Genomic DNA, 25,858 nt, shown 5'->3' with positions numbered 1-25,858 from the left:
GTCAGGCATTGCTCAAAGCGCTTGCCCCGGCGGGGAGCTCGCCGCCCTCGTGAGCATCCCCGTTGCGCTGCACGTCGCCCCTGCGGGCTGCCTCGATGGCCCAGTACACCGTCTCCGGTGTCGCCGGGGAGCCGAGTTCCACGCTGACTCCGGCGGGCCCGAAGGCCGCGGCGGCCTGCCGCAGCGCTTCCCGCACCGAGAAGGCCAGCATCAGCGGAGGCTCGCCCACCGCCTTGGACCCGTACACCGCGCCCTCTTCGCCGGCGTTCTCCAGTAGCGTGACGTAGAACTCCTCGGGCATCTCCGAGAAGCTCGGCAGCTTGTAGGTACTCGCGGCCTGGGTCAGCAGCCGGCCGCGGTTCGGCCCGTCGCCGGTGTCCCAGCGCAGGTCCTCCAGCGTCAGCCAGCCGGCGCCCTGGACGAAACCGCCCTCGACCTGACCGATGTCGATCATCGGGGACAGGCTGTCGCCGACGTCGTGCACGATGTCCACCCGCCGGATGCGGTACGCGCCGGTGAAGCCGTCCACCTCGACCTCGGTCGCGGCGGCGCCATGGGCGAAGTACTTGAACGGCGAGCCCCGGAACGTCTTCGCGTCCCAGTGCAGACCCTCGGTCCGGTAGAAGCCGGACGCCGAGAGCTGCACTCGCTGGAAGTACGCGGTGTGCACCAGGTGGTCCCAGGCCAGCTCCTTGTCGCTGCCCAGGGCGCGTGCGACGCCCTCGACGATGCGCACGTCCGAGGCGTTCGCACCCAGTTGGGATGCGGCCACCTGAAGCAGCCGCTCGCGCAGCTGCTCGCATGCGTTCTTCACCGCCCCACCGTTCAGGTCCGCCCCGGAACTGGCGGCGGTGGCGGAGGTGTTGGGCACCTTGTCGGTCCGGGTCGGGGCCAGCCGCACCTTGTGCAGCGGAATGCCCAGCGTGGTCGCGGCCACCTGCAGCATCTTGGTGTGCAGGCCCTGGCCCATCTCGGTGCCGCCGTGGTTGATCAGGACCGAGCCGTCCTTGTAGATCAGCACCAGCGCGCCGCCCTGGTTGAAGGCGGTGAGGTTGAACGAGATGCCGAACTTGACACTGGTGATCGCGAGGGCCCGCTTGGTGTGCGGGTGCGCGGCATTGAAGGCGGCGATCTCGCGCTTGCGGTCGGCGATGCCGGCGTCGTTCTGAACCTGCTGCCATACGGTGGAGATCCGGTCGGCCTGCGTCACCGGCTGTCCGTACGGCGTCGTCTGGCCCTGGCCCGGCTGGTAGAAGTTGCGTTCCCGCAACTCCATCGGGTCCAGGCCGAGCAGCGGAGCGCAGCGGCCCAGGATGTCCTCGATCACCAGCATGCCCTGCGGTCCGCCGAAACCGCGGAAGGCGGTGTTGGAGACCGTGTTGGTCTTGGCGATGCGGCCGGCGACGCGTGCGTTGGGAATCCAGTAGGTGTTGTCGATGTGGCACAGCGCGCGGGCCAGCACCGGCTCGGAGAGGTCCAGGCTCCAGCCGCCGTCGGCGACCAGGGTGGCGTCCAGGGACTGGATACGGCCGTCGGCGTCGAAGCCGATCTTCCACTCGGCGTGGAACCCGTGCCGCTTGCCGGACATGGTCAGGTCCTGAGTCCGATTGAGCCGGAACCGGACCGGACGGCCGGTCAGTTTGGCGCCGAGCGCGGCGATGGCGGCGAACCCGTGCGGCTGCATCTCCTTGCCGCCGAAGCCGCCGCCCATCCGCAGGCACTGCACGGTCACCTCGTGGCTGTGCAGGCCGAGCACGTGGGCGACGATTTCCTGGGTCTCCGAAGGGTGCTGGGTGCTGCTCTGGATGAACACCTGCCCGTTCTCGTCGACCTGGGCCAGTGCCGCGTGCGTCTCCAGGTAGAAGTGCTCCTGACCGGAGAACTGGAACTCGCCGGTGAACACGTGCGCGGAATCGGCGAAGCCGGCGTCGATGTCACCGGCCAGCATCACGGGCTGGGCGCCGTGATAGCTGTTGGCCGCGATCGCGTCCTGCAGCGTGACCAGGGAGGGCTGTTCGTCGAGTTCCACCTCCACGGCCGCCGCACCGAGCCGGGCGGCCTCCAGGGTCTCGCCGAGCACCCAGGCGACCGCATGGCCGTGGAACATGACCTCGTCGGGGAACAGCGGCTCGTCGTGCTTCATGCCGGCGTCGTTGACGCCCGGCACGTCGGCCTTGGTCAGGACGCGCACCACGCCGGGCACGGCGAGCGCGGGTTCGGTGCGCAGCGCGGTGATCCGGCCGTGCGCCTTCATGACCTGGACCGGGTAGGCGTGCAGCACGTCCTTGGTGCGACTGACCAGGTCGTCGGTGTAGAGCGCGGTACCGGTGACGTGCAGGTTGGCGCTCTCGTGCGGCATCGAAACGCCGACCACGGGCATTTCGGGGCGCTCGGACAAATGGCTCATGACGATACCGCCTCGGTGGTTTCTGCGTGCAGCTTCAGCAGGCTCTGGCCGAGCATCGCGGAGCGGTAGCCGGCGCTGGCGCGGTGATCGTTCATCGGCGTGCCCTGGGCCTGCAGTACCTGGGCCGCGGCCTCGACGGTCTCCGCCGCCCACGGCTTGCCCTCCAGGGCCGCCTCGGCGGCGAGGGCGCGGATCGGGGTGGCGGCCACGCCGCCCAGGCCGATGCGTGCCTTGCGGACGATCCCGTCCTCGACGTCGAGCGCAAAAGCGACCGCCACGCTGGAGATGTCGTCGAAGCGCCGCTTGGCGATCTTGTGGAAGGCCACGACCGGCGACAGCGGCAGCGGGATGCGCACCGCGCGGATCAGCTCACCGGGACGGCGCACGCTCTGCCGGTAGCCGGTGAAGTAGTCCGCCAGCGGGACCTCACGCTCACCGTCCGCGTCGGCGAGCACCAGCGACGCCTCCAGCGCGAGCAGCACCGGCGGGCTGTCGCCGATGGGGGAGCCGGTACCCAGGTTGCCGCCGAGGGTCGCACTGTTGCGGATGAGCCGGGATGCGAACTGCGGCAGCAACTCCGCCAACAGCGGGACGCTGCCGTCGAGGCGGCGTTCGATCTCGGTGAGCGTCTGCGCCGCGCCGATCTCGATGACGTCGGATTCGACCCGGAGCTCCCGCAATTCGGGCAGCCGGTCGATGGCGACCACGCAATTCGCCCGGCGGGAACGGATATTCACCTCCACCCCCAGGTCGGTGCTGCCGGCGACCACTACCGCGTCGGGCCGCTCGCGCAGCAGCTGCAGCGCTCCGGCCAGGGTGCTCGGCCGCAGGAACACGCTGCCGTCCTGGGCGTATTCGGTGGCAACCGGTGCGGGCGGGGACTGCTCGCGACGCTGCGCCAGCTGGTCGTCCTCGGCGGGCGTACCGACGGCGAACGCGGCATCGCGAATCGGGCGGTAACCGGTGCAGCGGCACAGGTTTCCGCTCAGCGAGTGCAGATCGAAACCGTTCGGGCCATGCTCCGAGTCGGCGCTGCCCGAGTCGGCGCTGCCGGCCTCGGTGCTGCCGGCCGAGTCCGCGTGTGCGCAGCGGTCGGGCCGGTAGTACTCGGCGGCCATGCTGCAGATGAATCCCGGTGTGCAGTAACCGCATTGGGAACCGCCGCGGACCGCCATCTCCTCCTGCACCGGGTGCAGGGTGGGCGGCGTGCCGGGCTCGCCGGCGGTGGCGAGACCTTCCGAGGTGATGATCTCCTGACCGTCGAGGGCCGCGACCGGGAGCAGGCAGGCGTTGACCGCCACCCAGTCAGTGGGCTTGTTCACCCCGGGACGGGCGACCAGGACCGAACACGCGCCGCATTCGCCCTCCGCGCAGCCTTCCTTGCTCCCGGTGAGGCCACGCTCACGCAGGAAATCCAGGACCGTTGTGTGGGGCGTGGCCGGGGAAATCGGTGCGGCCTTCCCATTGACCGTGATCCGCGCGGCTACCATGAGAGCTCCTCATTTCGGGGCGCGGTCGTTCTGATTGTCCTAGTCGCCATTTCAGGGCTTTCTATTTCGGTGGCGCAGCCTGAGAAAACCGCAGCGCAAATCAACACGCAACGCCGTGTCGCAGGCGGTGACAGAGATTCGGAAGGTGCCGGGGCCCCGATCGGGCACGCCGGGAAGAGGCTGCTCAGCAGCCGTGTGCTACACGACCCGGAACCCAGGCGGTCCGCTGGGCGAGGCGATGCAGGTCGGAGAGGGTCGACATCCGACTTCGCCTCCTTCCAGCAGCTCACGAGTCGGTTCGCTCGAAACTAGGTTGCCGTCGGCCCATCGGTCAAGGGGGCATACGGAGGCCGGTAGTAGTCTATAGGAAGCTACGACAAACGGATCGAGTGCCGCTAAACGTATCGGTTCATCGCACAAAGGGATAGGGCGGCAATATTTCTTCCGGTAAATGCGGTGGGCGAGGTTCAGGGAGGGTCGCTGCTGGGTTCGTCGGGAAGCCCGCCGGGGTCGAGGAGGAGATCGGCGAGGTCGAGGTTCACCTCCCCGATGTCTCCCCGCGGAGACTGCTCGGTCCAGATGACCTTGCCTGTCGGGGTGTACCGGGTGCCCCAGCGCTGCGCGAGCCTGGCCACCAGGAACAGCCCGCGGCCGCCCTCATCGGTGGTCGTCGCCTGGCGCAGGTGCGGGGATGTGCTGGAACCGTCGGAGACCTCGCAGATCAGGGTGCGGTCGCACAGCAGACGTACGCGGACCGGAGGCGTGCCGTACCGGATGGCGTTGGTGATCAGCTCCGACAGGATGAGTTCGGTGGTGAAGGCGATCTCGTCCAGCCCCCAGGCCGCCAGCCGCCGACCGGCATCGGCCCGCACCGGGGCGACAGCCGCCGGATCGGACGGCACCTCCCACTCGGCTACGTGCTCCGGGCCCAGCAGCCGGGTGCGGGCCACCAGCAGGGCGACGTCGTCGCTGGGGCGCGGCAGGAGTACGGCGTCGACGATCGCCTGGCAGGTCTGCTCCGGGGCCCGCCGGGGGTGCCCCGCCAGTGTTTCCCGCAGCAGGTCAAGGCCCGCGTCGATGTCCCGGTCGCGGTCCTCCACCAGCCCGTCGGTGTACAGCACCAGCTGGCTGCCCTCGGCAACGGGCAGCTCGACGGTTTCGTACGGCCGGCCGCCGAGCCCCAGCGGTGGGGAGACGGGCACCTCCGGGAACTCCACCGAGCCGTCCGGATGTACCAGCGCGGGCCCGGGGTGGCCCGCCCGGGCCATGCAGCAGCGGCCGGCCACCGGGTCGTAAATGGCATACAGGCAGGTCGCCCCGGTCACCCCCGGCCATGCCTCCCCGGCCGCCTCGTCGGCGTCGATCCGGACGACCAGCTCGTCCAGGTACCCCAGCAGTTCGTCGGGCGACAGGTCCAGGGCGGAGAAGTTGTGCACCGCGGTCCGCAGCCGGCCCATGGTGGCCGCGGCGTGCAGCCCGTGGCCGACCACGTCGCCCACCACCAGCGCCACCCGGGCCCCGGGCAGCGGGATGACGTCGAACCAGTCCCCGCCCACCCCGGCCTGCGCGGGCAGGTAGCGGTGAGCGACCTCCACCGCGGTCTGCGCGGACACGCCGCGCGGCAGCAGGCTGCGCTGCAGAGCGACGGCCACGGCATGCTCCCGGGTGAACCGACGGGCGTTGTCCAGGCACACCCCCGCTCGGGCGGCCAGCTCCTCGGCAAGGGACAGATCGTCCGTGTCGAACGGCTGCCCGTGCTCCGAGCGCCAGAAGCAGGCCCTGCCCAGCACCGTCCCGCCGGCCCGCAGCGGCACCGCGATCAGCGAATGGATGCCGTGGTCGAGGATCCTCGCCGCGTGCTGGGGGTCGTGGGCCCGCCAGCCGTGCTCCGCGCTCAAGTCGGCGATCAAGGTCCCTCGGTCCGCGGCCGGCCCCTCCGCCTGCTGTGCCGCGGGCAGCAACCGCACCACATGCCCGACCGGGGCCACCGGCGCATCGGCCCGCACCCCCCGCAGGGCCACCCGGTGCATCTCGGTGCCCGCCCGCCCCGGCTCCTCCCCGTGCAGCACGGCATCGGCAAGGTCGACGGTGACGAGGTCCGCGAACCGCGGCACCGCTACCTCCGCCAGCTCCTCGGCCGTACGCACCACATCCAGGGTGGTCCCGATCCGTACACCCGCCTCGTACAGCAGCGTCAACCGCCCCCGCGCCACCTCGGCCCGCCCGGTCAGCGCCGCAAGCTCCGTGGTGTCCCGCAGCGTCGCCACACACCTGGTCGTCCGGCCCCCGCCGTCCGTCCACCGCACATTGATCCCCAGCAGCCGGTCCCCTGCCCGATGCACCTCATCACTCGCCGCCCGCTGCGAGACCAGCAGTTGGGCCACCCCCGCCGCCAGCCCCAGCTCCGCGACGTGTCGCCCCTCCGCGTCCACCGGCAGCTCCAGCAGCCGCCGCGCCTCGTCATTCGCCAGCAGCAGCCGCCCGTGCTGGTCGACGATCACCACGCCCTCCCGCACCGCGTGCAGCACCGCGTCGTGGTGCTCGTACATCCGCGTCATCTCCGCCGGCCCCAGCCCGTGGGTCTGCCGCCGCAGCCGCCGCGACACCAGCACCCAGCTGCCCGCCGCCAACACCAGCGCCCCCGCCGCCGAGCCCAGCAGTACCGGCAGCTGACGGTTCACCGCGTTCTGCACCTCCTCCACCGTGATCGCGACCGACACCAGGCCGACGACCGTGCCGTCGGGCTTGGTGACGGGGACGATCGAGTCCACGGCGAGGCCCCGGCTCCCGGTGAAGGTCCGCGTGAAGGCTCCGTGCGTGATGGCCGACTTGTACGGGCCGAGGACATGCTTGCCGATCAGATTCGTGTCGGGATGGGTGTAGCGGATGCCGGTCTTGCTGAAGACCACGACGAAGTCGACGCCGGTCGACTTACGGACCTGTTCGGTACGCGGCTGCAGGGCCGCAGTCGGGTCGGCGCTGGTCACCGCCGCTGCCGTTCCCGGGGCCTGGGCGAAGGCCTCGGCCACATTGAGCGTGTGGTGGCGGGCGTCCAGCGTGCCGTCCCGCCGGGCCTGCAGCACCAGCGCCACCACCGCGGCCGCGATCAGCAGCACCACGACGGCCACCTGCAGGACGAACACCTGGCCCGCGACGCTGCGCACCCCCAGCGAGGAGAGACGGCCCCGCGGCGGGGGACCGAAAGACGCGTTGCGCTCACCCATGGGCCGGTCCTGCCGATCGCTTCTTCGAGTACGAACAAAAAGACCAAGAATCAGCCGAAATATCCTCCTACCCAATTGTCCGCGACCGGACTCGCACAAACCCCGTGACCGGGCAGGAGCTGGTCGGCCGGTGGCCGCCGAAGGCGGGGTGACCACGACGCGACGGAGTCGGTCGGCGCCGCTGCCGTAGCGTGCGGGGATGAACAGTTCTTCGGGAAGCACGCCACTGGTCATCCACATCGGGCGGGAGGAACTCGTCATCCGGCGGCGTTATGAGGCCGCCAGTATCGCCAACGACATCCTCATCGCCCTGTGGTTCATCGTCGGCAGCGTGATGTTCTTCTCCGAGCAGTGGACCGTGCCAGGCACCTGGTGTTTTCTGATCGGCAGCATCGAACTGCTGATCCGCCCCGCGATCCGTCTCACCCGCCATTTGCACCTTCAGCGCGTCGCATCCCGTATACCGGAGGCCGGACCGCGAGTCGCCGGGACACAGGAGAACCCCCAGGACTACTGACGTGGTGTCAGGCGCCTTCGACTTCCTGGAGCGGGCGGACCCCGGCAGCTACCACGCGCCCGCCGATCTCGATCCATCCCTCGTCGGCGACGCGGGCCACGATGTCGGACCCCTCGCCCTGGCGAATCCGTAGATCACGGCCCAGCTCACCCGCCAGCAGCATCGCGGCCGCGCCGGTCGCCTCGTCCTCGACAAGCGAACCACACCCCGGTTCTCGCGCGGTGGGACACCATTTCCCCGCAGGGGACCGGTGTTAGCCTCGGTTTCATGAACTCGCAGGGTCTGGCCAACCTCGCGCACCTGCGCCGGGCGAGGGACCTGATCGACCGGGAGTACGCCCGGCCGCTCGACGTGCCGACGATGGCTCGGCCCGCGCTGATGTCGCCGGCGCACTTCTCGCGGCAGTTCCGGGCCGCCTATGGCGAGACTCCGTACCAGTACCTCATGACGCGCCGTATCGAGCGGGCGATGGCGTTGCTGCGCGCGGGTATGAGCGTGACCGACGCCTGTATGGAGGTCGGGTGTACCTCACTCGGCTCGTTCAGCTCGCGGTTCACCGAGATCGTGGGGGAGACGCCGAGCGCCTACCGGCTCCGGGAGCACAGCGCCGTGACGGCGATGCCCGCGTGCGTGGCGAAGGTGTTCACCCGGCCGACCAGAGACGGACGGCCGACCGGTGAAACAGCGAGCAGTATTCGAGAAGCGGACCGCGAAGACGCCGCCTAGCGTTGACGGCATGACCATCGCACTCCAGTACTGCCACATCACCGTCCACGACCCGGACGAGGCGCTCGCCTTCTACCGTGACGCGCTCGGCCTCGAGGTACGCAACGACGTCGCCTCGGGCGAGTACCGCTGGGTCACCCTCGGCAGCCCGACCCAGCCCGGTCTGGAGATCGTGCTCTCGGAGCCGCATGCCGGCCGGTCCAAGGCCGACGGCGACGCCATGCAGGAACTGCTCGTCAAGGGCGTCCTGCCGAACGTCGTCTTCCGTGCCGACGACCTCGACGCGGCCTTCGAGAAGATCCGGGCCTCCGGCGCCGAGGTCCTCCAGGAGCCCATCGACCAGCCCTGGGGCCCGCGTGACTGCGCGTTCCGCGACCCCTCGGGGAACATGGTGCGGCTCTCGCAGGCGCCGAAGGAGTAGCGGCCCCACCCGTGACCGGCACCCGTCCGACCGGGTACACAGGCCGGTGGGTCTGCCGACGCGGCCGGGGACCTGCTCCGTCTCCTCGCCCGCTGCTTCGACGTTCAGCCCCGACCCGGGGTGAATGCGCCGCGCTGGGGCGGGAACCCGCAGGTGGAAGCCGTATCCGGAACGCAGGGAGTGGTCATGAGCGACGGCACCATGGGTGACGACGTCTACCAGCCGACGGGGACCAACGAGGAGCAGGAGGACGCGAGCCCGCTCGACATGGAGGATGCCCTCGACGAGAACGACTACGACGAGACGCTCGACAAGGGCTTCTCCCCGCCCGAGCGTCCGTTCGGCGTGAACAAGGCAGGCACCACCGCACGGGAACAGCGCGAGGGGGAGAGTCTGGACGAGCGGCTGTCCGAGGAGGTCCCCGACGCCACGGAGTCGGCTGACGACACCGGCGACGGTCTCGGCGATGCCCCGGACACCGACGGGGAGCTCGTGGACGCCGAGGCGGGGGAGGAACGGTCCGGCCGCCTCCTTGCGCCGGACCAGGGCATCGAGCGACCGATCCACGACGACGTGGAGGGCCAGGACGTCGGCATCGACGGTGCCGCCGCCTCGGCGGAGGAGGCGGCCGTCCACGTCGTCGACGATCCCGAGCAGCCGCCCGAGCGCTCGGTGTGAGAGAAGAGATGCACCGGGAAGAGATGAACGCCGTTCATGTGGACGGCCCCGGGCCGGTGGAGGCCGTCCAGTACGGACGGCTGCCGGTACCGGCCATCGGGCCGACGGACGTGTTGGTACGGGTCCGGGCGGTGGCCGCCAACCCGGTGGACACCTTTGTCCGCTCGGGCGCTTATCCGACCGCGATGCCCAGCCCGTTCGTCATCGGCCGCGACCTGGTCGGCGAGGTGGCCGAAACAGGGCCGGGCGCCACGAGGTTCGAACCGGGGCAGCGGGTGTGGTGCAACAGCCTCGGCCACCGCGGACGTCAGGGCTCCTTCGCGGAGTACGCAGCAGTGGCCGCCGACCGCCTGTATGCGGCCCCCGATGACATCGATCCGCTTGTTCTGGTCGCTGCGGCGCACCCGGCCGCATCCGCCTGGCTGGCGCTCTTCAGGCACGGCCGGTTGCGATACGGCGACCGCCTCTACGTCGGGGGCGGGGCGGGCAACGTGGGCTCCGCGGCCGTCGCCCTGGCCGCGGCCGCCGGCGCCACGGTGGTGGCCACCGCCGGCCGCGACGACCACGACCGGGTCCGGGAGCTGGGCGCCGCCCACGTCCTCGACTACCGCAGCGAACAGCTCGGCGAACAGCTGGCGGAGTGCTCGCACGGCGGCTTCGACGTGTACCTGGACACCTCCGGGCACGACGATGCGGGGGCCGCGATCGGCCTGCTCGGCCTCGGCGGACGGCTGATCACCATGGTCGGCCTGGAGCAGACGCCCGCCCTGCCGCTGGGGCGCCTCTACACCCGCGATGCGAGCATCGTCGGTTTCGCCATCAGCAACGCGACCCCGGACGACCTGGCCGAGGCCGCCGACGGCGTCGTCCGCCTGCTGCGCACCACCACCTGGCGCCCCGTCATCACTCAGCGGCTTCCGCTCGCCCGGGGTGCTCATGCGCACCGACTGCTGGAGAGCGGAGAGGTACGCGGTCGCCTCGTCCTGGAAACGTAGACGGCCGGAGTTCCTGGAGGTGGCTGCGCGGCAACACCGTGTCCAGGGCCCAGAGGCCGGGACCGGCGACGGCTATGAGCAGGAAGGCCCAGCAGAACAGCACGGGTAACTCGCCTGCGTTCTGGATCGGCAGGAGCGCTTTGTGCTGGTGGACGTCGAAGTACGCGAAGGCCATGGAGCCGGAGCACAGCAGGGCCGCCGGACGAGTGGCCAGCCCCACTGTGACCAAGGCGCCGCCGACGAGCTGGATGAGGCCGGCCCACCATCCGGGCCACGTTCCGACGGGGGCGGCGCCGCCGGAGCCGAAGTTTCCGCCCAGGACGCCGAACACGGTCGCTGCACCATGGCAGACGAACAGCGCCCCGACGACGATCCGGAAGAGTGAAAGGACGTGCGGCCAGAGTTTCTCCTGCATACCGACTGATTCCTCCGTCACTTGGTGACGAGACATGTCGCCACTGGTCTCTACCAGCTTGGTCTAGACCATACCCCTGGACGTGTCCGCGTCAAGAGTGCGTGGAGAAGGACGTGAGCCGCGCTGGAAGAGGCGGAGGCGCGCGCGGTGTTCACCGGACCACCTACGTTCGTCCGGGCGTTGTCGGCCTGACGAACGGGCACGGAGGTACGGGCCGTACCGTCCGGTCAGTAGTCGCCGGTGGCGAGTGAGATCTCGGTGGACTTGATCAGTGCGACCACCGGTGTGCCGACGGCAAGGTCCAGTTCGGTGGCCGCGTCCGCGGTGATGGCCGCGGTCAGTTCGCCGCCGTCGACGGTGACCTTGACGCCGGCCATGGCTCCGCCGCTGGTGACGGCGGTGACCGTGCCGGGGATCCGGTTGCGGATGCTCACGCCGGTGACCGGTCCGACCGCCAGTGAGACCTCGGTGGACTTGACCAGGACGCGCACCAGCGAACCCTCCGCGACGCCCAGCTCCCGCACCGCCTCCAGGGTGATCGCCGCGGTGACCTCCTGACCGCCGTCGAGACGGACCTTGACGGCCGCCATCACCTCGCCGGGGGTGACGTCGGTGACGGTGCCCAGCAGTTGGTTGCGGATGCTCAGAGTCATGGGCGGATGCCTCACCTGCGGGTTCGGTTTGTGAGAGTTTGTAACGATCGTCCTTCGCACTGTAATCGCGCCTGAGCGGATCGCGGGTTGGGGTCTTTCTCCGAGGTGGGTCGCATCTGCCATAGAGGATCGCCCGATGAATTGCAAATGCGAGCCGAACAGGCCTATCTTGTCGCACATGCAGTCCTACACGATCGGTCAGGCGGCACGTCTGCTCGGCGTCAGCCCCGACACCGCTCGCCGCTGGGCGGACGCCGGCCGGGTCGCGACCCATCGCGACGAGGCCGGACGGCGACTGATCGACGGCCGTGATCTGGCCGCGTTCTCGATCGAGGTCGCACAGAACGCGGCGGGCGAGGAGGAAGCGCCCTACACCTCGGCGCGCAACGCCTTCCCGGGCATCGTGACCGCCGTCAAGCTCGGCGATGTCGCCGCCCAGGTCGAGATCCAGGCCGGCCCGCACCGGCTGGTGTCCCTGCTGACCCGGGAGGCCGTCGAGGAGCTCGGTCTCGAGGTCGGCATGCAGGCCACCGCCCGGGTGAAGTCCACCAGCGTGCACATCGACCGCACGTGAGACGCGCGCGCCGGGTGCGGCGCGGCCGAAACCATGCCTCGGGCGCCCCTGCCGCCCGTTCCTCAAGGAGCCTGTGTCCCCATGTATCCCACCCTCACCCGGCGCCGTGCCGCGACTGCGATCGTGACCGCCGCGCTGCTGCTGCCGCTCGCGGCCTGCGGCAGTGACGGAAAGACGGCCGGCGGCGCCACCTCCGACGGCTCCGGCAGCAGTGCTCCGAGCGCCGATCTGACAGTGCTCGCCGCGTCCTCGCTCACCGATGTCTTCAAGACCGAGGCCGCCGCGTACGAGAAGCAGCGCCCGGGCACGAAGATCAACTTCTCCTTCGCCGGTTCGCAGGAGCTGGCCGCCCAGGTGAAACAGGGAGCCCCGGCCGACGTGCTGGCCACCGCGGACACCAAGACCATGGACGGGCTGAAGCAGGACACCGGCACGCCCAGCATCTTCGCCAAGAACCGCCTGGTCATCGTCGTCGGGAAGGGCAATCCGGACCGGGTCGCCACGCTCAAGGACCTGGCCGACACCAAGCTGAAGGTGGTGCTGGCCGCCCCCGAGGTGCCGGTGGGCCGGTACAGCAAGCAGATCCTGGACGCCCAGAAGATCGTCGTGAAGCCGGTCTCCCAGGAGCCGAACGTGCGGGCGGTCCTCAGCAAGGTCGAACTCGGCGAGGCCGACGCCGGCCTCGTCTACAAAACGGACGCGGCCACGGCGCCCGGCAAGGTCGGCACGGTGGCGATTCCCGATGCGCAGAACGCGGTCGCCTCCTACCCGGTGGCGACTCTCAAGACGTCCAAGCACGCGGCAGCCGCCGCCTCCTTCGCCAAGTGGCTCGCCACCCCGGAAGCGCAGAAGATCCTGCGGGACGCCGGTTTCCAGCGGCCGTAGCCGCCCAGGCAGCTCGCTCCGCGCGTTCCGAACCCGAGGGATCCAGATGAGACGCCCCCGCACCCGTATGCCCGGCAGGGGCACGCCCGTCGTGCTGGCCCTGCCCGCGCTGCTGGCGGTGGCCTTTCTGCTGATGCCGTTGATCGGCATCCTCGCCCGGACCTCCTGGAGCGACCTCGGCACCCATCTGACCAGCCCGGAAGTCCTGCAGGCGCTGCGGCTGTCGCTGCTGGTCTCCTTCTGGGCGCTGGCGCTGTCCCTGGTGCTGGGGGTGCCGCTGGCCTGGCTGCTGGCCAGGGTGGACTTTCCCGGCAAGACGGTCGTGCGGTCCCTGGTGCTGCTGCCGATGGTGCTGCCGCCCACCGTCGGCGGGGTCGCCCTGCTGCTCGGATTCGGCCGGCGCGGCGTGCTCGGCCCCTGGCTGGAGGACACCTTCGGGATCACGCTGCCCTTCCACACCTCGGGCGCCGTGGTGGCCGCGACCTTCGTCGCGATGCCGTTCCTGATCATCAGCCTGGAGGGCACCCTCGCCGGCCTGCGCCCCCGTTACGAGGAGACCGCCGCATCACTCGGCGCCTCACCGGTGCGGGTGTTCCTCACCGTGACACTGCCCATGGTCGCCCCCGGACTCGTCGCGGGCGCCGCGCTGACCTGGGCGCGGGCGCTCGGTGAGTTCGGTGCCACGATCACCTTCGCCGGGAACCTTCCCGGCACCACCCAGACGCTGCCGCTGCAGGTGTACCTGCTGCTCCAGGACTCCCCGGAGGCCGCGACGTCCGTATCGCTGCTGCTGCTGGTCATCGCGATGGCCGTGCTCATCTCCCTGCGCGGGCGCTGGACCGGCGGCACGGCCGATCGTCGTACCCAGCGCTGGGAGCCGCCGGCGGAGGACGGCGCGCAGGCGGTCCCTTTCGCACCCGCCGAAACCGACGGGCCGAAGTCCCCGGCGCAGCAGGAACGTTGGCCGCTGCACGCCGATGTCACCGGTTTCGCCCGGCTGACCCTGGACGCCGAACCCGGCACCACCATCGCCGTCGTCGGCCCCAACGGCGCGGGCAAGACCACCCTGTTGCGCGCCCTCCTCGGTCTGACCCCGCGCGCGCATGCCGCGCTGCGTCTCGGGAATCTGGACGTCACCGCGCTGCCGCCGCACCGCCGCGGGGTTGCCTGGGTCCCGCAGGACGGTGCGCTCTTTCCGCATCTGAGCGCACTGACCAATACGGCGTACGGGCTGCGGGCGCACGGCGTCCCGCGAGCCGAGGCCCGCCGGGAGGCCGGGCGGTGGCTCGCCCGGCTCGGCGTCGGGCACCTGGCCGCCCGTAAGCCCTCCCAGCTGTCCGGCGGTCAGGCGCAGCGGGTCGCGCTGGCCAGGGCGCTGGCCGCCAGGCCCCGGCTGCTGCTGCTCGACGAGCCGCTGGCCGCACTCGACCAGACCACCCGGGCCCAGGTACGGCACACCCTGCGCAGCCATCTGAGCGGCTTCGGCGGCGTCTGCCTGATCGTCACCCATGACCCGGTCGAGGCGGTCTCGCTGGCCGACCGGGTGCTGGTGCTCGACGACGGACGGATGCTGCAGGACGCTGCGCCCGCCGAGGTCACCCGGCATCCGCGGTCGCCCTGGGTGGCCCGGATGCTGGGCCGTAACGCCTGGCCGGGGCACGCCGCGCCGGAAGGGCTGGCGCTTCCCGGCGGCGGCCGGCTGATCGTGGCCGACCACCTCGCCGCCGGCACCGAAGCACTGGCGATCATCGCACCGGAGGCGGTCGCCGTGCACCGCGACCGGCCGGCCGGCAGCCCTCGTAACGTCTGGCCGGGCAGGGTGCGCGAGATCACCTCGGCGGGCAGCCGGCTGCGGGTACTGATCACCTCCGACCAGGTGCCGGATCTGGTCGCCGAGATCACCCCGCAGGCAGCCGCCGAACTCGGCCTGGCCGACGGCGTTTCGGTATGGACCAGCGTGAAGGCCACGGAGATCACGCTGGTCGGCCTCTGAGCCGGGGCGGTTGGGTGTACCAGGAAACCGGTTAGCATCCCGTGTGACCCAGACAAGCCCGCCCCGGGATCCGCCGCACGATCCGGCCCCGGACCAGCCGCAGGACCAGCCGATACGGCGACGCATACTCGCCGACCTCACCCCGCTGCGTACGTCCCCCGATTTCCGGCGGCTCTGGTTCGGCAACACCGTCTCGTGGATCGGCCAGGGCATGACCGCCCTGGCGATCTCCCTCCAGGTGTACGACGTGACCCGCTCCAGCTTCTCGGTCGGGCTCGTCGGGCTCTTCTCCCTGGTGCCGCTGGTCGCTTTCGGGCTCTACGGCGGCGCCATCGCCGACACCCTCGACCGGCGCGAACTGGGACTCTGGAGCGCCGTCGGATCGGCGGTGCTGTCGGCCGGACTCTCGGCAGCGGCGTTCGCCGGATTCCATCATGTCTGGTTCCTGTACGGCATCGTGGCGCTGCAGTCGGTCTGCGCGGCGCTCAACTCACCGGCCAGATCGGCGATGATGCCCCGGCTGGTACCGGCCGAACAACTGCCGGCGGCCAACGCGCTGAGTTCGATGACCGGGACGGCCGGGATGCTGCTGGGGCCGATGCTCGGTGGGCTGATCGTCGGGTTCCGGGGCTACCAGGCCGCTTACCTGGTCGACGCGCTCTCCTTCCTGGCCGCGCTCTATGCGATGTGGCGACTGCCTTCGATGCTTCCCGACCGGGTGGCGGGGGCGAAGCGCCGGGCCTCGGTCCTCGACGGGCTGCGCTTCCTGGCCACCCGGCCGAACCTGCGGATGACGTTCTTCTCAGACTTCTGCGCCATGATCCTCGCCCAGCCCCGGGCGCTCTTTCCGGCGGTGGCCCTGCTCTGGTACGGCGGGGACGCCACGACGACCGGACTGCTGGTCGCGGCGCCGGCGGTGGGCGCACTGCTCGGCGGAGTGTTCTCCGGCTGGCTGAGCGGTGTCCGGCGGCACGGCCTCGCCATCGTGTACGCGGTCGCCGGATGGGGGCTGGCGGTTGCGGTGTTCGGGCTGACCAGGAACCTCTGGCTGGGGCTGTTCTTCCTCGCACTCGCCGGCGCCGCGGACACCGTGTCGATGGTGTTCCGCAACACCATGATGCAGGTGGCGGCCCCCGACGAGATGCGCGGCAGGCTGCAGGGCGTCTTCATCGTGGTGGTCGCCGGCGGCCCGCGTCTCGGTGACTTCATCGCCGGATCGGCGGGCGATCTGTGGACCCCGTCCATCGCCGTGGTCGGCGGCGGCATCGCCTGTGTGCTGGCCGTCGGCCTGCTGGGTTTCGTGGGCCGGCGGACCTTCCTCCGGTACGACGCGCGGTCACCGCAGCCGTAGCAGGGGCCGCGGCCGTAGCCGTCACGCGCCTTCGGACAACGACCGTTTCATGATCTTCCCCATCTCGTTGCGGGGCAGTGCCGGCAGGTACCGGACGGTGCGTGGGCGTTTGTGCGGGGACAGCCTGCGGGCCACATGATCCGCGAGTTCCGCTGCCCCGGGCGGAGCGGCGGGATCGTCGGGGACGATCCAGGCGACGATCCGTTCCCCGAGATCCGGGTCGGCCTCACCGGTGACGGCGGCCTCGCTCACCCCCGGGTACTCCAGGAGTGCGTTCTCGATCTCGCCCGCGCCGATCTTGTAACCGCCGCTCTTGATCAGGTCGGTGGCCTTGCGGCCGACGATGCGGATCTGCCCGTCCTCGTCGACGCTTGCCAGGTCGCCGGTACGGAACCAGTCCCCGTCGAAAGCGGCCGCCGTCGCGTCCGGCCGGTTCAGGTAGCCCAGGAAGAGGTTCGGGCCACGCACCTGGATCTCGCCGATGCCGTCGGCCTCGTCGACCAGCCGCAGCTCCACCCCGCGCAGCGGCACACCGACGGTGCCGGGCCGGGACCCGCCGTCCGCCGGTGCGGCCGCCGGCAGGACCGAGCACAGCATGAGGGTCTCCGTCATGCCGTACCGCTCGACGACCTGGCGCCCGGTCGCCGCGGTGATCCGTTCGTGGTCGTGCACGGGAAGCGCCGCCGACCCCGAGACCAGCAGCCGGGCCCGGGCCAGCGCCCCGGCCAGCTCCCGGCCCTTTTCGAGTGCTTCGGCCAGGCGGTGGTACATGGTGGGGACGCCGAACAGCATGGTGGCCCCCGCCAGCAGCTCCCCGGTGACGCCCTCCGTGGAGAAGCGGCCCAGATGGCGTACGGATCCGCCGCGCCGCAGCGGTCCCAGGATGCCGAGGATCAGACCGTGCACGTGGAACAGCGGCAGGGCGTGCACCAGTACGTCGTCCGCCGTCCACTGCCAGGCCTCCGCCAGCGCGTCCAGCGTCGACGCGATGGCCCGGCGCGGGACCACGGCGCCCTTCGGCGGCCCGGTGGTGCCCGAGGTGTAGATGATCAGTGCGGGTGACTCGGGGGACGGCTCGGCGGGCAGCGCGGACGCGGCGCCGGTGAGCGGGGCGTCGATACGGCTGATCCCGGCGAGCCCCGCGGGCAGTTGGTCGTCCGCCCCGGCCAGCACCACGGACGGCGCGCTGTCCGACACGATGTGTGCCAGCTCCCGCTCCCCGGTCTTCGGGTTCAGCGGTACGGCGGCGACCCCGGCCAGCAGCGCGGCCACCACGGCGACGGCGGTCTCGGGTGTGGGCGTCGCCCAGATCGCGACGCGCCCGGCGCCGGCGATCCGGGCGGCCAGCGACCCGGCGGCGGTGGCCAGTTCGGCATAGGTCAGCGCGCGGTCGGTGAACCGCACGGCCTCCCGGCCGGACGCGGCGTGCAGGGCAGGCAGCAGTACGGTCATGTGCCGAGCTTAGGACCCGTCCGTACCCGGATCCGGTGGCGCCTCCCAGACCACCGGGTTCTCGCCGCTCTCCCCGTCCGGCGTCCCGTCATGGGTGACGGTCATCCGTACCCCGGCGCCCCGGGCGTCGATCACCACCGCGATGTGCGAGACATCAGCCACCCGGTGGGCGCGGGCGAGGGCGCGGCGCAGTTCGGCCAGGAGCTTCTCGGCCACATCGTCGGGGACCCGGGACTCCACCGGGCCGAAGAAGCGCACCGAAGGTGCGAAGCCCAGCAGCGCCCCGGCCCCTTCCGTCTCCCGAAGGACCCGGCCACGCAGCGTGGACGGGGCCTCGGCCGGCGGCTGCTGAAGGGCGAAGATGGCCGTCCTGACGTCCTGGATCGTCGAGTTGAGTTCGTCCCCCGCCCTGCCGATCAGCTCGCCGATCTCCGTACTGGTCGCCCGGCGCCGGGTGGACTCCAGCATCATCTCGGTGGCGAAGAGCCGCTGGATCACCAAGTCGTGCAGGTCACGGGCGATCCGGTCACGGTCCTCGTACACCGCGAGCTGCCACCGGTTCTGCTGCGCGTCGGCGAGCACCAGCGCCAGCGCGGCCTGCGAGGCGAACTGCATGGCCAGCGACCGGTCCACCTCGCTGTACGGGCGGGCGCCGCGCCGCCGGGGCAGAGCGAGCGTCCCGATGAGCTTGCCGTCGCTCTGCAGCGGGATCATCATGCTCGGCCCGAAGCGGGCCCGGACATGGGTGGTCATCCGCGGGTCCGTCGACGAGTCGCCGATGAACACCGGTTCGCCGCCCAGGAGTTGAACCAGGACGGCGGAGCCGGGTGCGATGGTGGCGCCCACCAGGTCACCCGGGTCGTCGAAGGTGGAGGCGGCGACGATCTCCATCCCGCCCGTCCGGGTCGGCAGCAGTACGACGCCCGCCACCGCGTCGGCGAGGCCGCGGGCCTGCTCGGCGACGATGGTCAGGGCGTCGTCCGCGGTCTCGCCGGTGAGCAGTGCGTTGGTGACGGTGGCCGCCCCCTTGATCCAGCGCTCCCGCAGCCGGGCCGTCTCGTAGAGCCGGGCGTTGCCGATCGCGATTCCGGCCTGTGCGGCGAGCACCTGCAGCAGCGCCTCGTCGTCGGCGTCGAAGGCGCCGTGCTGCTTCTCCACGAGCCGCAGGGCGCCGAATGCCTCGTCGTGCACCAGGATCGGGACCCGGAGCAGCCCGGGGGTGTCGAGCGGAAGGCTGACCAGGGGTTCGCCGGCGATGCTGCCGGTCGGAGCGCCGCCGGTCCAGAACACGTCCGTGATGCTGTCGCGGTCGGGATCGACCACCGCGAGTACGCCGTGGCGCGCACCGGTGAGTTCGGCCGCCGAGTCCACGATGTGCTGGAGGGTGGTGCGCAGGTCGAGGTCGGTGCCGACGCTGAGCACCGCTTCGAGAAGTGCCGGCAGCCGGGCGGCGTCGGCCATGTCGGCTCAACTGCCGAGTGGATCGAGGACCATCGGCTGGATCTTTCCCTCCAGCATCGAACCGAGGCCGAGCACGGAGCAGACGTCGGGCTGGTCGGCGATCCGCACCGGCATCCCCGTCGCGTCGCGCAGCATCTGGTCGAGGCCGGGGAGCAGTGCGCTACCGCCGACCATTATGATCCCGCGTTCCGAGAGATCGGCGACGAGGTCCGGCGGGCACTCCCGCAGTACTCTGCCGATGCCGTCGATCACGGCCATCAGCGGGGTGTGTATGGCCTCCCGCACGGCCGCCATGTCCACATCCACCGAGCGGGCCAGCCCGGTGACCACGTCCCGGCCGTGGACGAGGCTGGTCGCGGGCCCGTAGGGGGTCAGCCCCTGGCCGCCGAGCGCCAGTTGCAGCGGGCGCACCGACTGGTTCGGTACCACCAACTCGTGCTCCTGTCGCAGATGCTGGACGATGGCCCGGTCGATGGCCTCGCCGCCGGCCGGGACCCGCTCGGCGGTGACGATCGAGCCCAGCGAGAGCACGGCGATCTGGGTGGTCGCCGCGCCACAGACCATGATCATGGTGGCGGTCGGTTCTTCCACCGGAAGTCCGCAGCCGACGGCGGCCGCGATCAGGATGTCGACCAGCTCCACCCGCCGGGCGCCGAGGCCGACCAGCGTCTCGATCGTGGCGCGCCGGGCGAGCGGATCGGCCTCGTGCGGGGTGCAGGCGGCCGCGCGCAGCATCGGCGTCCGGCGGAGTTTGCGGCGGAGCTTGTCCCCGAGCAGTTGGCGCAACATCCGTCTGGCCATGTCGATGTCGACGACGGTGCCGCCGGAGACCGGGCGTACCACCCGGATGTACTGGGGGGTGCGGCCCGTCATCTGCTCGGCGAACGCGCCGACGCCGATGAGGGCACCGGTACGGACGTTCACGGCGGCGACACTCGGTTCGTCCACGACGAGTCCGGCGCCCTTCATGTAGACGCGGGTCCGCGCGGCCCCGAGGTCGACGGCAACCTGGCAACGTCGCAACTGCTCAAGACTCACGGTCACGGCAGAATCTCCCGAGAAGCGCTGAGGTGGAGCGCCGGCGGCGGCCGGCCCTCTCTGTATCGTGCAGCGCCCGGAGGCCGTGCGCGCGTTGGGGTGAGCCGGTCGAGTGCCCCGTTCCGGCCTGTCGCCGGCCCGGCGCCGCGCGGTCACGTCCGCTCGGGGAAACGCACCTCCTGGAGCAGCCCCCAGGTGAAGTCGGCGACGCAGCGCTGTTCGCCCGGCGGGGTGAAGGCGAGGCGCCACCGGGTCGGCGCGGTTCCCTCCAGCGGCCGCACCGGATCGAAGGCGCGGGCCACTTCGTCCACAGTGCAGGACCAGGGGAGCAGATCCTGCGTCGAGCGGAGCTCCGGAGCGGCAGCGCCGGGGGCCCGGACCAGCCACTCGTTCCACACCGCGCCGCCCGGCGCGGTCAGCACTTCGAAGCGCAGCGCGGGCCAGAGCGGCACCGGCCACTGGTAGGCGTCGCACTCCAGGTCGCCGATGCGTCTGCGGGCGGTCGCTGCGGGCTCGCCGAGCACCGAGCGGTAGCGCTGCGCGGCTCCGCGGGACCTGGGGGAGCGGACCATCGCCTGCCAGCGGCGGTTGGCCTCACGCAGCTGCGCGAGCGAGACGCCCAGTTCATGCCGGGCGTCCTCGACCAGCCCCGGCTGCTGGTCGGCCATCCGGCGCAGCAGCACCAGTTGGAAGTCGAGCGGCCCGAAGGGGGCCGCCGGATGCGAGGCTCCTGAACGCGGCATGCCCCCATCCTGCCCCGGCGCGCCGACACCCCCCGGAATGGCGGCTTCCACACAAGATCCTCACAGCCGCTGCCCCCTGTGGTGACCTCGGCGCGCATAATCTGCGGGCGCCATGGATTACTGCTACGCGTGTCGCAGACACCTCAACGGCGCCCTCGCCTGTGCCGGTTGCGGCGCCCCGGCCGACGAACCGGTGCAGCCCGCCGCCGTTGAACCGGTGGTCCACGAGCTCGACCGCCGCGACGGTCCGCCTGCCGCCCACCGCCGGGCGCGCAAGCAACCCGCGGGCCGTGCCCGGCGGGCCCGCAGGCGTTCCGGGCGCCGTACCGCGCTGGTCGCCACGCTGGGGGTGGTCCTGGCCGCGGGGGCGCTCAGCCTGGCGGAGCTGGCGACCGAGGCCCCGCAGGACAATGCCGCTGCTTCCGTGAAGGAGGCCGACCGGCCCACGGAGCCGCCCGGCCCGGGCGCCACGGACAGCGGCGACCCGGGGCGTCCGTCGGAGGTACCGGCGGCCGAGCGGTCCGCTGCGGGCGGAACCGGCGCGCCGGCCGGTACCACGGGTACCGATACCGGTGCCGGGACCACGGCCTCCGAGGCAGCCGCATCCGCTTCGGCGCACCCCGGACCCGGAGACACCGCATCGCCCGGTGTGCCGCAGCCGGATCCCGCATCGGCCTCGCCGGTCACCTCGCCGCCCGGGCAGAGCGGCAACCCCGGCGGGCCCCCGCCGCCGGCCACTCAGCAGCCCCCGCCGACGCCCACTCCCACGCCGACCAGGAGGTGCACCCGGTTCCTGTGGTGGTGTGCCTGAGCCGCACGGTCAGACGGCTCCGCCCAGCATCCGCTTCAGCAGATCACGCAGCACGGTGCGCTCCGCGGCGGACAGCTCGCCCAGCGGCTCGCGGGCGAACTTCAGCGAGGCGCGCAGTTGGGCCGCGGTCGCCGCGCCCCGGTCGGTGGCAGCGGCCAGCTTGACCCGGCGGTCCGCCGGATCGGGGCGGCGCTCGACCAGCCCGCGGGCCTCCAGCCGGTCGACGATGCCGGTGACGTTCGACGGCTCGCATTTCAGCTTCCTGGCGAGGGCACGCATGGGCGTCGCCTCGATGGAGAGCAGACCGAGTACCCGGGCCTGGGCGCCGGTGAGCGAGTGTTCGGCCGCGGCTTCGTCGTACTCCTCGTAGTACCGGGTGACGACGTCGCCGATCAGCTCGACGACTTCGAGGGTCAGCGGGTCTGTTCGAGTGGCCATGCACACCAGCGTACCTGCTTACTTGACAATCTAAAATATCCGGGCGCATGGTTGTTTCATCACCTGAAGCTTTTTCTAGGAGGTTGCACCCCGCATGTCAGCACTCCCCACCACCGGCCGCGAATGGCACCTCACCGCACGCCCGGACGGCTGGCCCACCCCGGATGACTTCGCGCTGCGCGAGGTCGAGCTGACCGAACCCGCCGAAGGCCGGATCCTGGTCCGCAACCTCTACTTCTCGGTCGACCCGTACATGCGCGGCCGGATGAACGACGTGAAGTCGTACACCCCGCCCTTCCAGCTCGACAAGCCGATGGACGGCGGTGCGGTCGGCGAGGTCATCGCGTCCCGTGCGGACGGATTCGCGGTCGGCGACCATGTCCTGCACGGGCTCGGCTGGCGTGAGTACGCGCAGGTGCCCGCCCGGCACGCCACCAAGGTCGATGCCTCGCTCGCCCCGCTCTCCGCCTACCTCGGTGTGCTCGGCATGACCGGCCTCACCGCCTATGCCGGGCTCTTCGAGGTCGCCTCCTTCAAGGAGGGCGACACGGTCTTCGTCTCCGGCGCGGCGGGAGCGGTCGGCAATCAGGTCGGCCAGATGGCACGGCTGAAGGGCGCCGCCCGGGTCATCGGCTCCGCGGGCTCCGACGAGAAGGTCAAGCACCTCATCGACGACCTGGGCTTCGACGCGGCGTTCAACTACAAGAACGGCCCCGTCGGCAAGCAGCTGCGCGAGGCCGCCCCGGACGGCATCGACGTCTACTTCGACAATGTGGGCGGCGACCACCTCGAAGCGGCCATCAGCTCCTTCAACGTGCACGGCCGCGCCACCATCTGCGGAATGATCTCGCAGTACAACAACACCGAGTCGACCCCGGGGCCGCGGAACATGGCGCTGATCATCGGCAAGCGGCTGCGGCTGCAGGGCATGCTGGTCAATGATCACAGCCACCTGCAGGGTCAGTTCGTCCAGGAGGTCGCCGGCTGGATCGGTTCCGGCGAGCTGAAGTACCAGGAGACGGTCGTCGAGGGCGTCGAGCGGGGTGTCGACGCGTTCCTCGGCATGCTGCGCGGCGAGAACACCGGGAAGATGATCGTCGCGGTCAACCAGTAGTCTCACATCAGACCGCCGCGATCGTGGGCGCGAGTCGCGGCGTACACAAGAGAAGGAACCTTCATGGCTATCCAGAAGATCGATGTCGCGTACACGGCCGTCGCCACCGCGGAGAACGGCCGGGACGGCCGGGTCTCCTCCGATGACGGCAAGCTCGACGTGGTCGTCAACCCGCCGAAGGAGATGGGCGGCAGCGGCAGCGGCACCAACCCGGAGCAGCTCTTCGCCGCCGGTTACAGCGCCTGCTTCCAGGGTGCGCTCGGCGTCGTCGCCCGCCAGGACAAGGCGGACATCTCCGGTTCCACGGTGACCGCCGCCGTCGGCATCGGCAAGAACGAGCAGGGCGGCTTCGGCCTGGAGGTCACCATCACCGCCTCCATCCCGAACGTCGACGCGGCCACCGCGAAGTCGCTCATCGAGAAGGCGCACCAGGTGTGCCCGTACTCGAACGCCACCCGCGGCAACATCAAGGTCGAGCTGGCCGTCGCCTGACCTCCCGGGCCGAATGGCCGGCCCCGGTGACCAGCCGGTCCGGCCTGCGCGGGGCTGACACTGCCACGGCGGTGTCAGCCCCGCGCGCCTTCTCGCCGGTGCCCTACCATTGCCCGCCGAACAGCGCTATGGATACGCTGTGTTCGTAATTCCGACCGGTGGCCGGAGTTTCGAACACTGGTGAACCGATCAGAAGGGTGGGTGGACCACCATGGGACGACTGGTCCCGGCGGTGACCCGGGCGCTGGACATACTCGAGCTGTTCCTCGAAGGGGACGGCTCGCTCTCCGCGCCCGATGTGACCCGCAGACTTCAGCTGCCGCGCACCACGGTGCACGAGCTGCTCACCACGCTCGCCGCCCGCGCCTACCTGGTTCCGGTGCCCGAGCAGCCGGGCAGGTACCGGCTCGGCGTCCGGACGTACCAGCTGGGCAGCCGCTATGCCGAGCAGCTCGATCTGGCGGCCGAGGGGCAGCAGGTGGCCCGTGAGGTCGCCGAAACCTGCGACGAGACCGTGCACGTCGCCATTCTCGAGGACACCGACGTCATCTACATCGCGAAGGTCGACTCCACCCATGCGGTGCGGATGGTGTCGGCCGCCGGCCGAAGGCTGCCCGCGCACTGCACCTCCGTCGGCAAGATGCTGCTCGCCTCGCTGTCCGAGCCCGAACTCACCGCCCGGATCTCCGGCCGTGAACTCATCGCGATGACCCCCAACAGTCTGACCGACCCGGCCGTCCTGCGGGAGGCGCTCGCCGGCATCAGGGAGCGCGGGGTCGCGGTCGAGCACCGGGAGTCCAACCCGGACGTGAGCTGCGTGGCCGCCCCGGTGCGCAACGGCGCCGGTCGGGTCGTCGCGGCGCTCTCCATCTCCGTGCCGATGATCCGCTGGAACGCGGACCGCGAGAGCGAGCTGGAGCAGCTGGCGCTCAAGGGCGCCGCGGAGCTCTCCACCCGCCTCGGCCACCGGAGCCACCCGTGATCCGCCCCGAGGTGGCGGTACGGGAACGGGCGGCCCTCGGCGAGGGCCCGACCTGGGACGCGGCGGAGGACCGGCTGATCTGGGTGGACATCCTCTCCGCCCGGGTCCACACCTACGACCCGGCGACGGGTCGGCGGACCGTCATGGACGCCGGGCAGCATGTCGGCGCCGCCAAGCCACGGGCCGGCGGGGGGCTGGTGGTCAACCTCAGGGACGGCGTGGGGCTGTACGGGCCGGACGGCGCCTTCCGCTGGCTGCTGCGCGACCCGGTGGCGGGACGGCGGGGCAACGACGCCGCGATCGCCCCCGACGGAGCGCTCTGGGCCGGCACGATGCGGTACGACGAGGCGCCGGGAGGCGGCACACTGGCCCGGATCGCCCCGGACGGCGGCGCCCTGCACCAGCTGACCGCCACGGTCGCCAACGGCACGGGCTGGAGCCCCGACGGCTCCCTGATGTACTGGATCGACACCCCGACCCGACGGATCGACGTCTTCGACTTCGACGGCGAACTCCCGCACGACAGACGCGAGTTCGCGACGATCGAGGAAGGTGCGGGCTACCCCGACGGGCTGACCGTCGACGCGGCCGGATGCGTCTGGGTGGCACTCTGGGACGGTGCTGCGGTGCGCCGCTACACCCCGGACGGCGTGCTGGACAGAACCGTCGAGTTGCCCGTTCCGCGCCCCACCGCCTGCGCCTTCGGCGGCCGTGAGCTGCGCGATCTCTACATCAGCACGGCCCGAACCGGTCTTGCGGCCCCGCACCCGCTCGCCGGGTCTCTGCTGGTCCTGCCGGACGCCGGGCAGGGCCTGCCGCAGCCGGCTTTCGCGGGCTGACCGGCCGCTGCCGCCGCCCCACGGCACGTCCGGCACTCCTTTGTTCGGAGCGTCGGACGTTGTTCGGGAATTTCGCCCAAGCCATTGACGCGCAACACGTTCGACTTTAACGTCCGTTCGAAGTTACGAGCATCATCCGATATCTCGAACATCCGTTAA

Annotated in this window: 24 protein-coding genes and 1 pseudogene; 14 read left to right on the top strand and 11 right to left on the bottom strand. The window is 71.1% G+C overall.

Annotation, left to right across the window (positions count from 1 at the left end; all coding sequences use genetic code 11):
- Position 1 precedes the first annotated feature (1 nt).
- The 3 genes from xdhB to AB0436_RS03165 all read right to left on the bottom strand — a co-directional run bounded on the left by xdhB (position 2) and on the right by AB0436_RS03165 (position 7,121).
- Positions 2–2,407: a xanthine dehydrogenase molybdopterin binding subunit gene (xdhB, locus tag AB0436_RS03175; protein ID WP_366465908.1), complete on the bottom strand. Its 2,406-nt coding sequence runs from the start codon at positions 2,405–2,407 to the stop codon at positions 2–4.
- Positions 2,404–3,897 carry an FAD binding domain-containing protein gene (locus AB0436_RS03170; RefSeq protein ID WP_366465907.1) on the bottom strand — a complete coding sequence of 498 codons (1,494 nt, stop codon included), beginning with the start codon at positions 3,895–3,897 and terminating at the stop codon, positions 2,404–2,406. Before AB0436_RS03170 ends, xdhB begins: the two co-directional genes overlap by 4 nt.
- 467 nt (positions 3,898–4,364) lie before the next feature.
- The gene (locus AB0436_RS03165) at positions 4,365–7,121 is read right to left on the bottom strand and encodes a SpoIIE family protein phosphatase (RefSeq protein WP_366465906.1); all 2,757 of its coding nucleotides are present in this window, start codon (positions 7,119–7,121) and stop codon (positions 4,365–4,367) included.
- 199 nt (positions 7,122–7,320) lie between these two features.
- Here AB0436_RS03165 and AB0436_RS03160 point away from each other — a divergent pair, with 199 nt between their 5' ends.
- Entirely contained in the window at positions 7,321–7,638 is a 318-nt protein-coding gene (locus tag AB0436_RS03160; protein ID WP_366465905.1) for a YrhK family protein, read from the top strand.
- A gap of 7 nt (positions 7,639–7,645) precedes the next feature.
- Here AB0436_RS03160 and AB0436_RS03155 read toward each other — a convergent pair.
- Positions 7,646–7,834 (bottom strand): annotated as a pseudogene (locus AB0436_RS03155) (PhzF family phenazine biosynthesis protein); the annotation flags it as partial.
- A gap of 71 nt (positions 7,835–7,905) precedes the next feature.
- Here AB0436_RS03155 and AB0436_RS03150 point away from each other — a divergent pair.
- The 4 genes from AB0436_RS03150 to AB0436_RS03135 all read left to right on the top strand — a co-directional run bounded on the left by AB0436_RS03150 (position 7,906) and on the right by AB0436_RS03135 (position 10,458).
- Positions 7,906–8,364: a helix-turn-helix transcriptional regulator gene (locus tag AB0436_RS03150; RefSeq protein WP_366465904.1), complete on the top strand. Its 459-nt coding sequence runs from the start codon at positions 7,906–7,908 to the stop codon at positions 8,362–8,364.
- Positions 8,365–8,374: 10 nt separating this feature from the next.
- Complete coding sequence (locus AB0436_RS03145; protein ID WP_366465903.1) at positions 8,375–8,785, top strand: VOC family protein; 411 nt, start codon at positions 8,375–8,377, stop codon at positions 8,783–8,785.
- Between the two features lie 186 nt (positions 8,786–8,971).
- Positions 8,972–9,463, top strand: a complete 492-nt coding sequence (locus AB0436_RS03140) for a DUF5709 domain-containing protein (RefSeq protein WP_366465902.1) — start codon at positions 8,972–8,974, stop codon at positions 9,461–9,463.
- A gap of 23 nt (positions 9,464–9,486) precedes the next feature.
- Positions 9,487–10,458: an NADPH:quinone reductase gene (locus tag AB0436_RS03135; protein ID WP_366465901.1), complete on the top strand. Its 972-nt coding sequence runs from the start codon at positions 9,487–9,489 to the stop codon at positions 10,456–10,458.
- Here AB0436_RS03135 and AB0436_RS03130 read toward each other — a convergent pair.
- Positions 10,367–10,873 carry a DoxX family protein gene (locus tag AB0436_RS03130; RefSeq protein WP_366466144.1) on the bottom strand — a complete coding sequence of 169 codons (507 nt, stop codon included), beginning with the start codon at positions 10,871–10,873 and terminating at the stop codon, positions 10,367–10,369. The genes AB0436_RS03135 and AB0436_RS03130 overlap by 92 nt on opposite strands.
- 227 nt (positions 10,874–11,100) lie before the next feature.
- Positions 11,101–11,526 (bottom strand): TOBE domain-containing protein, encoded by a 426-nt coding sequence (locus AB0436_RS03125; protein WP_366465900.1) that lies wholly within the window; start codon positions 11,524–11,526, stop codon positions 11,101–11,103.
- 178 nt (positions 11,527–11,704) lie between these two features.
- Between AB0436_RS03125 and AB0436_RS03120 the strand changes: the two genes are divergently transcribed.
- From AB0436_RS03120 to AB0436_RS03105, 4 genes are all read left to right on the top strand, one after another.
- Positions 11,705–12,100: a helix-turn-helix transcriptional regulator gene (locus AB0436_RS03120; RefSeq protein WP_366465898.1), complete on the top strand. Its 396-nt coding sequence runs from the start codon at positions 11,705–11,707 to the stop codon at positions 12,098–12,100.
- An 81-nt stretch (positions 12,101–12,181) separates the two neighbouring features.
- Positions 12,182–12,985 carry a molybdate ABC transporter substrate-binding protein gene (gene modA, locus AB0436_RS03115; protein ID WP_366465897.1) on the top strand — a complete coding sequence of 268 codons (804 nt, stop codon included), beginning with the start codon at positions 12,182–12,184 and terminating at the stop codon, positions 12,983–12,985.
- A 46-nt stretch (positions 12,986–13,031) separates the two neighbouring features.
- Entirely contained in the window at positions 13,032–14,978 is a 1,947-nt protein-coding gene (locus AB0436_RS03110; RefSeq protein ID WP_366465896.1) for an ABC transporter permease, read from the top strand.
- Between the two features lie 112 nt (positions 14,979–15,090).
- Positions 15,091–16,329, top strand: coding sequence for an MFS transporter (locus tag AB0436_RS03105; RefSeq protein WP_366466143.1), 1,239 nt, complete (start codon positions 15,091–15,093; stop codon positions 16,327–16,329).
- A 21-nt stretch (positions 16,330–16,350) separates the two neighbouring features.
- Here the strand turns inward: AB0436_RS03105 and AB0436_RS03100 are convergent, their stop codons facing one another.
- From AB0436_RS03100 to AB0436_RS03085, 4 genes are all read right to left on the bottom strand, one after another.
- Entirely contained in the window at positions 16,351–17,781 is a 1,431-nt protein-coding gene (locus tag AB0436_RS03100; RefSeq protein WP_366465895.1) for an acyl-CoA synthetase, read from the bottom strand.
- Positions 17,782–17,790: 9 nt separating this feature from the next.
- Entirely contained in the window at positions 17,791–19,242 is a 1,452-nt protein-coding gene (locus AB0436_RS03095; RefSeq protein ID WP_366465894.1) for a GAF domain-containing protein, read from the bottom strand.
- A gap of 6 nt (positions 19,243–19,248) precedes the next feature.
- Entirely contained in the window at positions 19,249–20,286 is a 1,038-nt protein-coding gene (locus AB0436_RS03090; protein ID WP_366465893.1) for a rod shape-determining protein, read from the bottom strand.
- A 146-nt stretch (positions 20,287–20,432) separates the two neighbouring features.
- The gene (locus tag AB0436_RS03085) at positions 20,433–21,023 is read right to left on the bottom strand and encodes a hypothetical protein (protein ID WP_366465892.1); all 591 of its coding nucleotides are present in this window, start codon (positions 21,021–21,023) and stop codon (positions 20,433–20,435) included.
- A 112-nt stretch (positions 21,024–21,135) separates the two neighbouring features.
- On the opposite strand from AB0436_RS03085, the gene AB0436_RS03080 reads away from it, so the two are divergent.
- Complete coding sequence (locus AB0436_RS03080; RefSeq protein WP_366465891.1) at positions 21,136–21,834, top strand: hypothetical protein; 699 nt, start codon at positions 21,136–21,138, stop codon at positions 21,832–21,834.
- A 9-nt stretch (positions 21,835–21,843) separates the two neighbouring features.
- Here the strand turns inward: AB0436_RS03080 and AB0436_RS03075 are convergent, their stop codons facing one another.
- Positions 21,844–22,272, bottom strand: coding sequence for a MarR family transcriptional regulator (locus AB0436_RS03075; RefSeq protein ID WP_366465889.1), 429 nt, complete (start codon positions 22,270–22,272; stop codon positions 21,844–21,846).
- A 94-nt stretch (positions 22,273–22,366) separates the two neighbouring features.
- Between AB0436_RS03075 and AB0436_RS03070 the strand changes: the two genes are divergently transcribed.
- The 4 genes from AB0436_RS03070 to AB0436_RS03055 all read left to right on the top strand — a co-directional run bounded on the left by AB0436_RS03070 (position 22,367) and on the right by AB0436_RS03055 (position 25,699).
- Entirely contained in the window at positions 22,367–23,386 is a 1,020-nt protein-coding gene (locus AB0436_RS03070; protein ID WP_366465888.1) for an NADP-dependent oxidoreductase, read from the top strand.
- 63 nt (positions 23,387–23,449) lie between these two features.
- On the top strand, positions 23,450–23,878 hold the full coding sequence (locus AB0436_RS03065) for an organic hydroperoxide resistance protein (protein WP_366465887.1): 429 nt from the start codon (positions 23,450–23,452) through the stop codon (positions 23,876–23,878).
- Positions 23,879–24,089: 211 nt separating this feature from the next.
- Entirely contained in the window at positions 24,090–24,860 is a 771-nt protein-coding gene (locus AB0436_RS03060; protein WP_365858976.1) for an IclR family transcriptional regulator, read from the top strand.
- Positions 24,857–25,699 (top strand): SMP-30/gluconolactonase/LRE family protein, encoded by an 843-nt coding sequence (locus AB0436_RS03055; RefSeq protein WP_366465886.1) that lies wholly within the window; start codon positions 24,857–24,859, stop codon positions 25,697–25,699. Before AB0436_RS03060 ends, AB0436_RS03055 begins: the two co-directional genes overlap by 4 nt.
- The last annotated feature ends 159 nt before the right edge of the window (positions 25,700–25,858 follow it).

It is taken from the genome of Streptomyces sp. NPDC051322 (genome assembly GCF_040689485.1).
GTDB lineage: Bacteria > Actinomycetota > Actinomycetes > Streptomycetales > Streptomycetaceae > Streptomyces.
The sequence above is the reverse complement of the archived record's forward strand: the minus strand, read 5'-3'. Positions and strand labels throughout refer to the sequence as shown.

Coding starts and splice junctions, on each gene's coding strand:
- xdhB (WP_366465908.1), bottom strand. CDS start 2,407: ATGAGCCATTTGTCCGAGCGCCCCGAAATGCCCGTGGTCGGCGTTTCG.
- AB0436_RS03170 (WP_366465907.1), bottom strand. CDS start 3,897: ATGGTAGCCGCGCGGATCACGGTCAATGGGAAGGCCGCACCGATTTCC.
- AB0436_RS03165 (WP_366465906.1), bottom strand. CDS start 7,121: ATGGGTGAGCGCAACGCGTCTTTCGGTCCCCCGCCGCGGGGCCGTCTC.
- AB0436_RS03160 (WP_366465905.1), top strand. CDS start 7,321: ATGAACAGTTCTTCGGGAAGCACGCCACTGGTCATCCACATCGGGCGG.
- AB0436_RS03150 (WP_366465904.1), top strand. CDS start 7,906: ATGAACTCGCAGGGTCTGGCCAACCTCGCGCACCTGCGCCGGGCGAGG.
- AB0436_RS03145 (WP_366465903.1), top strand. CDS start 8,375: ATGACCATCGCACTCCAGTACTGCCACATCACCGTCCACGACCCGGAC.
- AB0436_RS03140 (WP_366465902.1), top strand. CDS start 8,972: ATGAGCGACGGCACCATGGGTGACGACGTCTACCAGCCGACGGGGACC.
- AB0436_RS03135 (WP_366465901.1), top strand. CDS start 9,487: ATGAACGCCGTTCATGTGGACGGCCCCGGGCCGGTGGAGGCCGTCCAG.
- AB0436_RS03130 (WP_366466144.1), bottom strand. CDS start 10,873: ATGCAGGAGAAACTCTGGCCGCACGTCCTTTCACTCTTCCGGATCGTC.
- AB0436_RS03125 (WP_366465900.1), bottom strand. CDS start 11,526: ATGACTCTGAGCATCCGCAACCAACTGCTGGGCACCGTCACCGACGTC.
- AB0436_RS03120 (WP_366465898.1), top strand. CDS start 11,705: ATGCAGTCCTACACGATCGGTCAGGCGGCACGTCTGCTCGGCGTCAGC.
- modA (WP_366465897.1), top strand. CDS start 12,182: ATGTATCCCACCCTCACCCGGCGCCGTGCCGCGACTGCGATCGTGACC.
- AB0436_RS03110 (WP_366465896.1), top strand. CDS start 13,032: ATGAGACGCCCCCGCACCCGTATGCCCGGCAGGGGCACGCCCGTCGTG.
- AB0436_RS03100 (WP_366465895.1), bottom strand. CDS start 17,781: ATGACCGTACTGCTGCCTGCCCTGCACGCCGCGTCCGGCCGGGAGGCC.
- AB0436_RS03095 (WP_366465894.1), bottom strand. CDS start 19,242: ATGGCCGACGCCGCCCGGCTGCCGGCACTTCTCGAAGCGGTGCTCAGC.
- AB0436_RS03085 (WP_366465892.1), bottom strand. CDS start 21,023: ATGCCGCGTTCAGGAGCCTCGCATCCGGCGGCCCCCTTCGGGCCGCTC.
- AB0436_RS03080 (WP_366465891.1), top strand. CDS start 21,136: ATGGATTACTGCTACGCGTGTCGCAGACACCTCAACGGCGCCCTCGCC.
- AB0436_RS03075 (WP_366465889.1), bottom strand. CDS start 22,272: ATGGCCACTCGAACAGACCCGCTGACCCTCGAAGTCGTCGAGCTGATC.
- AB0436_RS03070 (WP_366465888.1), top strand. CDS start 22,367: ATGTCAGCACTCCCCACCACCGGCCGCGAATGGCACCTCACCGCACGC.
- AB0436_RS03065 (WP_366465887.1), top strand. CDS start 23,450: ATGGCTATCCAGAAGATCGATGTCGCGTACACGGCCGTCGCCACCGCG.
- AB0436_RS03060 (WP_365858976.1), top strand. CDS start 24,090: ATGGGACGACTGGTCCCGGCGGTGACCCGGGCGCTGGACATACTCGAG.